This is a genomic window from Xanthomonas sp. SHU 308 (assembly GCF_000364645.1).
Lineage (GTDB): Bacteria > Pseudomonadota > Gammaproteobacteria > Xanthomonadales > Xanthomonadaceae > Xanthomonas_A > Xanthomonas_A sontii.
Map to the genome: position 1 here is coordinate 1 of NZ_AQOK01000608.1, position 7,892 is coordinate 7,892.

The window sequence follows — 7,892 nt, forward strand, 5'->3', positions numbered from 1 at the left end:
GCGACGGCCTGCGCCAGGGCAGCGTCGATCTCAACCAGCCGCTGTCGGCCGACGGCAAGGTCGCACTGCGCCTCAATGCGCTGGCGATGAACAGCGACGACCCGACCGACCACGTGTACTTCCGCAGCCGCTGGATCGCCCCCTCGCTGTCGCTGGACCTGGGCCCGCGCACCGATTTCGTGCTGCTGACCAGCTACCAGGAACGCGACTACATCCGCCAGCAGGGCCTGCCCTGGGAAGGCAGCGCCGAACCCAACCGCAACGGCAGGATCGACCGCGCGCTGTTCACCGGCGAACCCGGGCAGCGGCCGTACCACAGCCGTCAGAGCCGGATCGGCTACGTGCTCGATCACCGCTTCGACAACGGCTGGAGCCTGCACCATGCCGCGCGCTGGCAGAGCTTCGGCCTGGACGGTTTCCTGATCGCCAACAACGGCCTGGCCGCCAACCTGCGCACCCTGCGCCGTACCGCCACCCAGCAACAGTTCGACGGACGCACCTGGGTGCAGGACACCTACCTGCAGGGCGGCTTCGCCACCGGCACCTGGCAGCACACCGTCACCGCCGGCCTGGACGCGTTCAAGACCTGGGAATGGAACGTGCAGTCGACCTGCCGCGTCGGCAATCTCGACGTGTACGCGCCGGTCTACGGCAGCGCCGTGACCTGCCCGGCCCGCCCCACCCGCGACAACCTCAGCGTGGTGACCTCGGGCGGCCTGTACCTGCGCGACCGCATCCAGTTCGCAACGGACTGGCAACTGCTGCTGGGCCTGCGCCACGACCGCAGCCGCAACCGCAGCGAGGACCGGCTGGCCGGCAGCGACACGCGCACCGACAACAGTGCCACGACGGGTTCGGCGGCGCTGATGTTCGACGCCGGTGGCGGGCTGCGCCCGTATGTCAGCGTCGCCACCTCGTTCTATCCCAATGTCGGCGTCGATGCGCAGGGCGCGCAGTTCGATCCCGAGCGCGGGCGCCAGGTGGAACTGGGCGTCAAGATGGAAGTCGGCAGCGGTACCAGCCTGAGCATGGCGCTGTACGACCTGCGCCGGCGCAACGTGCTGCAGACCGATCCGTTCAACGACGGCTACAGCATCGCCGTGGGCGAACAGCGCAGCCGCGGCCTGGAGCTCAACGCCGCCGCCGACCTGGGCAACGGGTTGAGCCTGTTCGGCGGCTACGCCTACACCGATGCGGTGGTCACCGACGACGGTGGCCAGCGTGTCAGCAGCGTCGGCAGCCGCCTGAACAACGTACCGCGGCATAGCGGTTCTGTGTGGCTGCAGTACACCGCCCACGGTGCGGCCGACGGCTGGAGCGTCAGCGGCGGCGCCCGCGCCGAAGGCGAGAAGACCGCCTACGGCCATCGCATTCCCGGCTACCTGGTGTTCGATGCCGGCCTGGGCTACCGCCAGGGCCATTGGCGCTACGCGCTGAACCTGAAGAACGCCTTCGACCGCGACTACTTCACCGGCGGCCTGCAGCGCGCGGTGGCTCTGGGCGACCCGCGCACGCTGTTGTTCTCGGTGGGCGTGGATTACTGAGTGGATGCGCGTCGCTGCCACGACGGACGCCGTAGCTGAAAGCGCGGATGCCGGATCGCGGGGAACACCTGTGGGAGCGACTTCAGTCGCGACGCGAGACGTCATCCGGTAGTTCCGTTGCCGATGCGTCGGGACTGAAGTCCCTCCCACAACAGCCGCGGCCATCGTGACATCGCTGGATGTGTCGGAAGATCGTATCGACCTGCCGTTCGCTATCGCCTCTCACTCGCGCCCGCAGGCCGAGGCCGGCGCATCCGACACCACGCACTGGCGGAAGTCGCGTGGCAGCCCGGCGATCTCGCGGCGCTGACCGACCCCCAGATCGAAGGCCTGCAGCACGCGCGGATTGCAGGCAGCGCCATCGCCGCCGCTGGCCTGCGGCGATGCCGTGCAGGCGGCGTAGACCTGGTAGTGGCAGCGCCCGCTGCGGCTGTCGATGCAACGGAACGTGGCCAGGCCACCGCGATACGTGGTGCGGCTGAAGAGCAGCGGCACTCCGCGTTCGCTGGCCTGCACCACGGTCTCGCGGCGGGCGCCCATGGACAGGTCGAGATCGGCATGTCCCTGGCAGCCGAACAGGCCGAGCAGGCACGACCACAGCACGGAGAGCAGACGCATGGCGGAGATTCCTTGTTCCAGTGCGAAGCGAGGGAATGCGCGGCTACATGCCGCGGAACAGGCTCATGTACGGCTGGCTGACGGTCAGGACCTCGTCGCGGTGGCGCAGCTTCAGCCGGCCCTTGCCGGTGTCGTCGCGCACCACCGAGGCCACCGCCTTGAGGTTGACGATGGTGGAGCGGTGGATCTGCCGGAACGCCGCCGGATCGAGCACGTCCAGCAGCTCCCGCAAGGAGGTGCGCAGCACCGCCTCGCCGTCGCGGGTGAGCACCGTGGTGTACTTGCTGTCGGCCTGGAAATACAGCACGTCGTCGAGCAGGATCAGCCGCGTCTCGCGGCCGCTGCTGGCGGTCACCCAGGCCAGCGGCGGCGGCGCCGACGGCGCGGCCGGGCGCTGCTGCAGACGCTGCAGCAGCGCGTCGAGCACCGCCGGATCCGGCCCCTGCGCCGCCCGTGCCTGCAGCCGCTGCACCGTGGCCTGCAGGCGCTCGCGCACGATCGGCTTGAGCAGGTAGTCCACCGCGCCGTGCTCGAACGCGTCGATGGCGTACTGGTCGTAGGCAGTGACGAACACCACCTGCGTGTGCGGGCTGAGTTCGCCCAGCGCACGCGCCACCTCGATGCCGCTCAGCCCGGGCATGCGGATGTCCAGGAACGCCACCTGCGGGCGCAGCTCGGCCAGCCGCTCCAGCGCGCTGGCGCCGTCCTCGCACTCGGCGACGATGCGCAACTCCGGCCACACCTCGCCCAGCAGCGCGACCAGCGCATCGCGCAACAGGGTTTCGTCCTCGGCGACGATCGCGTCAGTCATGGTGCGCTCCCGTGTGCATCGCCACCGCTGCCGGCGCTGGCGGCGGTGTCTGCGTCGTCCCCGCCGGCCACGGCAGGGGGAGGGTGGCGGCCACGCCGCTGGGGAAGTTGGAGACGATGGCGAAGCTCGCCGCGCCGGCATAGGTGAGGCGCAAGCGCTCGCGCAGATTCTTCAGGCCGATGCCGGTGCCGCTGGACTGGGTGTTGAAGCCCAGGCCGTCGTCGGCTACGGTCAGGGTGACGTGGTCGTCGACCGCGCGCGCCAGGATCCAGATGGTGCCGCCGCCGGGCTTGGGTTCCAGCCCGTGCTTGATCGCATTCTCCACCAGCGTCTGCAGCATCATCGACGGCAGCGGCAGCGTCTTCATCGTCTCCGGCACCTGCACCTGCAGTTGCAGGCGTGCGCCCATGCGGATGCGCAGGATTTCCAGGTAGGCCTGGGTCCGCTCGAGTTCGTCGCCGAGCGAGCTCATCGCGTCCTCGGTGCTGGGCAGCGAACGCCGCAGGTACTGGATCAGATAGCCCAGCATCAGGTCGGCGCGCGGCGGATCGGTGCGCGCCAGCACCTGTGCGCTGGCCAGCGTGTTGTAGAGAAAATGCGGCTCGACCTGCGCGTGCAACAGGTTCAGCCGCGCCACGGTCAGCTCCTGCTCGGTGGCGGCCTGTGTGGCGGCGGCCTGCTCGTCGCGGCGCAGCTCGGCCACGCGGCGCGCCAGCGCGCGGCCCAAGGCTTCGGCGTTCTCGTAGTTGCTGCCCTCGTCGACCGCGAACAGGTCGATCCAGGCGCTGGCATCCGGCTCCAGCAGCAGGGTCAGGCTGCTGGTGCCGGTGCCCGGGGTCACCGTCGCCACCACCTGGTTGCGCTTGACCGCGAAGCGCGCGGCCAGGTTCCAGCGCGACGGCGGGCGGCCGTTGTACGGATCGATGCGGCGCACCTTGGCACGCACCTGCAGGCTGTCCAGCGTGCTTTCCACCTCCTCCACCCGCGGCAGCTCGCGCACCGCCGCATCCAGCAGTGCGAACGCCTCATGGGTGTCCAGCGGGATTTCGATCTGGCGCCGCTGGCGGCTGGCCAGGGTGCCCCAATCCAGGCGCCCGGCGATCAGCCAGACCTTGCGCAGGTGGGTGATGCCGGCGATCAGCGCCGACAGCATCAACAGCATCGCCAACAGGCCGAACAGCCAGCCTGGCCCGGAGTTCATACCGTAGAACAACCCAGCCCAGACGAAGGCGGCGACAACCACCGCCACTGCCCAGGCGCACAACAGGCGAACGAGGAAGAACAGGCTGGCGAGCATGGCGGCCGGGGACTGGGAAGTTCCGGCGAGGATAGCCGCGGCGTCGCACGGCGCCAGCGGCGTGCGACGAAACCGCCGCTGGCGAGGATGGGACCGGGCCTTGGCAGGACGAAACCGCAGCCCAGCCGCACGCCGAGGCGGCAGCGCCATTCCAGGCGACAGCGCGCCCTACAGCCGGCTCACGCTGCGGATGCGGATCTCGCTGCTGTCCACGCCGTGGCGTTGCGCCGCCTGCGCCCGCATGTGACACAGCAGCCGCTCCGGATCCAGCGGCGCCGGCTCGGCCCAGGTGTGCGCCAGGGTGCCCCAGGCCACGCGCTGGCCGAAGCTGTAGGCCTCATAGTCGGCCAGATAGTGGCGCGCGTGCTCAGGTGCCGACGTGGACATCGCCTTCGTAGCCGTTGCAGCCAAGATGTTCGAGCGCGATCGACAGCGCCAGCGCGTAGCCCTGCGCGCAGTAGCCGCCGACCTGGCCTAGCCGCTGCCCCGACGCCGCACACAGGCAGGCTTCGCGGCGATCGCTGGCATCGTCGTGCACTTCCACGTAGGGCCGGCGCAGGTGCGCGACCGCGTCGGCGGTGATGGCGCTGTCCGAGCACGCGCCCGGATCCAGCAGCAGCATCTCCACCCCGGACTGGTCGGCCTGGGCCAGCGCCTGCAGCAGTTCGCGCTCGCTGGCGCAGCCGCGCACCGCCAGGGTCTTGCCGGCACGGCCGGCGTTGGCGAGCAATTGCCGCATCACCGGCGGGGCGATGCGGGCCGGGCGGCCGCGATGGCCGGCCACGCAGTCCGGGCCACGGAGCAACAGGATCGACATGGCGGCGCCCTCAGTTGGCCAGCGCCGCGCGCGCGCCGAGCCGGCGCTGCGCCACGCCCAGGGCGATCGCGTAGCTGTCGGCGAGCGCACCGTTGGCGATCACCGTCAGCAACGGCATGTGCCGCGGATGCAGCAGCGGTTCCAGCGCCTGCGCGCTGGCATCGTGCACCTCGATGTACGGATGGCCCAGCGCATCCAGCGCCGCGCACAGCTGCGTGCCATGGTCGGCCAGCTCCGACGCCGGCAACTCGCCGGAATCCAGCAGCACCAGCTCGGTGTCGTCGCACGCGCCTTGCTGCAGCCGCGCCACGATCTGCGCGGCATCGGCACAGGCCACCGGCACCACCTGCGCGGCATGGGAAGCGGCCAGACACTGCGCCGCGGCGATGGCCGACGCATCGCGATGCGGGCCCTGGATCAGCAGAATCGACATGGAACACATCCAACGGAAAGGACGTGGCGCAGTCTGCGCGCGCGCCGCGTAAGCGTTCCATGGCGGAAGTGGGCCTGGGGCGTAAAGCTTGCGTAAGGCGGGAATCGGGAATGGAGAATGGAGAATCGTTGAGCGCAAGCCGGAACGTTCAGCCAACGACATGCCGCTTTTCCGATTCCCCATTCCCCAATCCCCATTCCCGGCTTTATGCGATCATCCCCCGCTTCCCGCCGCCGCCGGACCCGCCATGACCCAAACCGCCCTGCGCCGCGATGTCGGCCCGTTCGCCCTGATGCTGACCGGCCTCGGTTCGATCATCGGTTCCGGTTGGCTGTTCGGCGCCTGGCGCGCCGCCGGGCTGGCCGGCCCCGGTGCGATCTGGGCCTGGGTGCTGGGCGCGGCGATCGTCACCACCATCGCCCTGGCCTATGCCGAGCTGGGCGCGATGTTCCCCGAGTCCGGCGGCATGGTCCGCTACAGTCACTATTCGCACGGTTCGCTGGTCGGCTTCATCGCCGGCTGGGCCAACTGGATCGCGATCGTGTCGGTGATCCCGGTGGAAGCCGAGGCCTCGGTGCAATACATGGCGTCCTGGCCCTGGCAGTGGGCACAGGACCTGTACGTGCAGCAGCCCGGCGGCGCCGGCGAGCTGTCGGTGCCCGGCCTGTGCATCGCCGCGGTGCTGGTGCTGGTGTATTTCCTGCTGAACTTCTGGAGCGTCAAGCTGTTCGCGCGCTCCAACAGCCTGATCACCGTGTTCAAGCTGGTGGTGCCGGCGCTGACCGGCGTGGCGTTGATCGCCAGCGGCTTCCACAGCGAGAACTTCAGCGTCGGCCTGCACGGCGGCAGCCACACCATCGACTTCGCCGCGGTGCTCACCGCGGTGGCCACCGCCGGCATCGTGTTCAGCTTCAACGGCTTCCAGAGTCCGGTGAACCTGGCCGGCGAGGCGCGCAATCCCGGGCGCAGCATCCCGTTCGCCGTGCTCGGCTCGATCGCGCTGGCCACGGTGGTCTACGTGCTGCTGCAGGTCGCCTACCTGGGCGCGGTGCCGCCGGACCTGCTGGCCAAGGCCGGCTGGCACGGCATCGACTTCCGCTCGCCGTTCGCGCAGCTGGCGATCATCGTCAACCTGCACTGGCTGGCGATGCTGCTGTACGTGGACGCCTTCGTCAGCCCCAGCGGCACCGGCATCACCTACACCGCCACCACCGCGCGGATGATCTACGGCATGGAGCGCAACGGCACCATGCCCAAGGTGCTGGGCCGGATCCATCCGACCTGGGGCGTGCCGCGCCCGGCGATGTTCTTCAACCTGCTGGTGTCCTACCTGTTCCTGTTCTTCTTCCGCGGCTGGGGCACGCTGGCGGCGGTGATCTCGGTGGCGACGATCATTTCCTACCTGACCGGTCCGATCAGCGCCATGGCGCTGCGCAAGCACGCGCCGGAGATGCACCGACCGCTGCGCATCGTCGGCCTGCCGGTGCTGGCCGCCGCCGCCTTCGTGCTGGCCACCGAACTGCTGTACTGGGCGCGCTGGCCGCTGACCGGCGAGATCATCCTGCTGATGCTGGTGGCCCTGCCGGTGTACGCGTACTACCAGCAGCGCGACGGCTGGAAGGATTTCCGTCGGCACCTGCGCGGCGCCAGCTGGCTGATCGCCTATCTGCCGACCATCGCCCTGCTGTCGTGGGCCGGCAGCACCACCTTCGGCGGCCACGGTTACCTGTCCTACGGGCCGGACCTGGTGGTGGTCGGCGTGGTCGCGCTGGGCTTCTACTTCTGGGGCGTGCGCGCCGGCTGGCGCACCCCCTCGCTGCAGCAGGCCAGCGGCGGCTGAGCCGCGGCGGCGCTCAGCCGCCGCGCAAAGTTTGCAGCGCGCGCGACAGCAACGTGGCGCCGCTGAAGCCGGCCAGCGCGCACAGCCCTGCCGCGGCGGCCAGCGCACCGATCTCGGCGTGATCGCCGAACAGCGCGATCGCCGAGCCGATGCACGCTGCCGAGAACCCGGCGCCGACCAGACCGATGCGCAGATGCGCGCGCCAGCCGCGCAGATGCGGCCAGGCGCGTACTGCGACCAGGCCGGTCAGCAAGGCCGGCAAGACGCCGAACAGGTAGGAATACAGCGCGATCCCCAGCAGCATCAGCAGCCCGCCGCCGATGTCACCGAGGTGAGCGCCGCCCCAGAGCCACGCGACCGCCATCACCGGCAGGCCGACCGCCACGGTCCCAAGCGGCGGCCCGACCAGCGGGAACGCCACGGCCACGCCGAGGTAGACCAGCCAGCGCGGCAGCGGATCGCTCCCCGCGTCGGCGCCCATCGGATCGGCGCCTTCCGCGCGCGCCCCCGGCGGCGGATCCGCAGCCGCCTG

General features: G+C 70.2%; 9 protein-coding genes. 2 read left to right on the forward strand and 7 right to left on the reverse strand.

The features are described 5' to 3' along the window. A partial coding sequence (locus D588_RS0117305; protein ID WP_017916876.1) for a TonB-dependent siderophore receptor occupies positions 1-1,544 on the forward strand: 1,544 nt, incomplete at its 5' end. Positions 1,545-1,766: 222 nt separating this feature from the next. Here the strand turns inward: D588_RS0117305 and D588_RS0117310 are convergent. The 6 genes from D588_RS0117310 to D588_RS0117335 all read right to left on the reverse strand — a co-directional run bounded on the left by D588_RS0117310 (position 1,767) and on the right by D588_RS0117335 (position 5,520). Further along, on the reverse strand, positions 1,767-2,162 hold the full coding sequence (locus tag D588_RS0117310; protein WP_017916877.1) for a hypothetical protein: 396 nt from the start codon (positions 2,160-2,162) through the stop codon (positions 1,767-1,769). A 43-nt stretch (positions 2,163-2,205) separates the two neighbouring features. Next, a complete protein-coding gene (locus D588_RS0117315; protein ID WP_017916878.1) occupies positions 2,206-2,973 on the reverse strand; it encodes a LytTR family DNA-binding domain-containing protein in 768 nt (255 codons plus the stop codon). Then, the gene (locus D588_RS0117320; protein ID WP_017916879.1) at positions 2,966-4,270 is read right to left on the reverse strand and encodes a histidine kinase; all 1,305 of its coding nucleotides are present in this window, start codon (positions 4,268-4,270) and stop codon (positions 2,966-2,968) included. The genes D588_RS0117315 and D588_RS0117320 overlap by 8 nt, the downstream gene beginning before the upstream one ends. A 168-nt stretch (positions 4,271-4,438) precedes the next feature. After that, on the reverse strand, positions 4,439-4,657 hold the full coding sequence (locus D588_RS0117325; protein WP_017908517.1) for a hypothetical protein: 219 nt from the start codon (positions 4,655-4,657) through the stop codon (positions 4,439-4,441). Continuing rightward, positions 4,638-5,087 (reverse strand): type II 3-dehydroquinate dehydratase, encoded by a 450-nt coding sequence (locus tag D588_RS0117330; RefSeq protein WP_017916880.1) that lies wholly within the window; start codon positions 5,085-5,087, stop codon positions 4,638-4,640. Before D588_RS0117330 ends, D588_RS0117325 begins: the two co-directional genes overlap by 20 nt. Positions 5,088-5,097: 10 nt before the next feature. Beyond that, entirely contained in the window at positions 5,098-5,520 is a 423-nt protein-coding gene (locus D588_RS0117335) for a hypothetical protein (RefSeq protein WP_017916881.1), read from the reverse strand. A gap of 247 nt (positions 5,521-5,767) precedes the next feature. Between D588_RS0117335 and D588_RS0117340 the strand changes: the two genes are divergently transcribed. Continuing rightward, positions 5,768-7,360 (forward strand): APC family permease, encoded by a 1,593-nt coding sequence (locus D588_RS0117340; RefSeq protein ID WP_017916882.1) that lies wholly within the window; start codon positions 5,768-5,770, stop codon positions 7,358-7,360. Between the two features lie 13 nt (positions 7,361-7,373). Here D588_RS0117340 and D588_RS0117345 read toward each other — a convergent pair. Then, the coding region (locus D588_RS0117345; RefSeq protein WP_232764323.1) for a hypothetical protein at positions 7,374-7,892 on the reverse strand (519 nt) is incomplete at its 5' end.

Bases quoted from the DNA above. Each gene is read 5' to 3' on its own strand.
- D588_RS0117310 (WP_017916877.1), bottom strand. From the start codon at position 2,162: ATGCGTCTGCTCTCCGTGCTGTGGTCGTGCCTGCTCGGCCTGTTCGGC.
- D588_RS0117330 (WP_017916880.1), bottom strand. From the start codon at position 5,087: ATGTCGATCCTGTTGCTCCGTGGCCCGGACTGCGTGGCCGGCCATCGC.
- D588_RS0117325 (WP_017908517.1), bottom strand. From the start codon at position 4,657: ATGTCCACGTCGGCACCTGAGCACGCGCGCCACTATCTGGCCGACTAT.
- D588_RS0117315 (WP_017916878.1), bottom strand. From the start codon at position 2,973: ATGACTGACGCGATCGTCGCCGAGGACGAAACCCTGTTGCGCGATGCG.
- D588_RS0117335 (WP_017916881.1), bottom strand. From the start codon at position 5,520: ATGTCGATTCTGCTGATCCAGGGCCCGCATCGCGATGCGTCGGCCATC.
- D588_RS0117320 (WP_017916879.1), bottom strand. From the start codon at position 4,270: ATGCTCGCCAGCCTGTTCTTCCTCGTTCGCCTGTTGTGCGCCTGGGCA.
- D588_RS0117340 (WP_017916882.1), top strand. From the start codon at position 5,768: ATGACCCAAACCGCCCTGCGCCGCGATGTCGGCCCGTTCGCCCTGATG.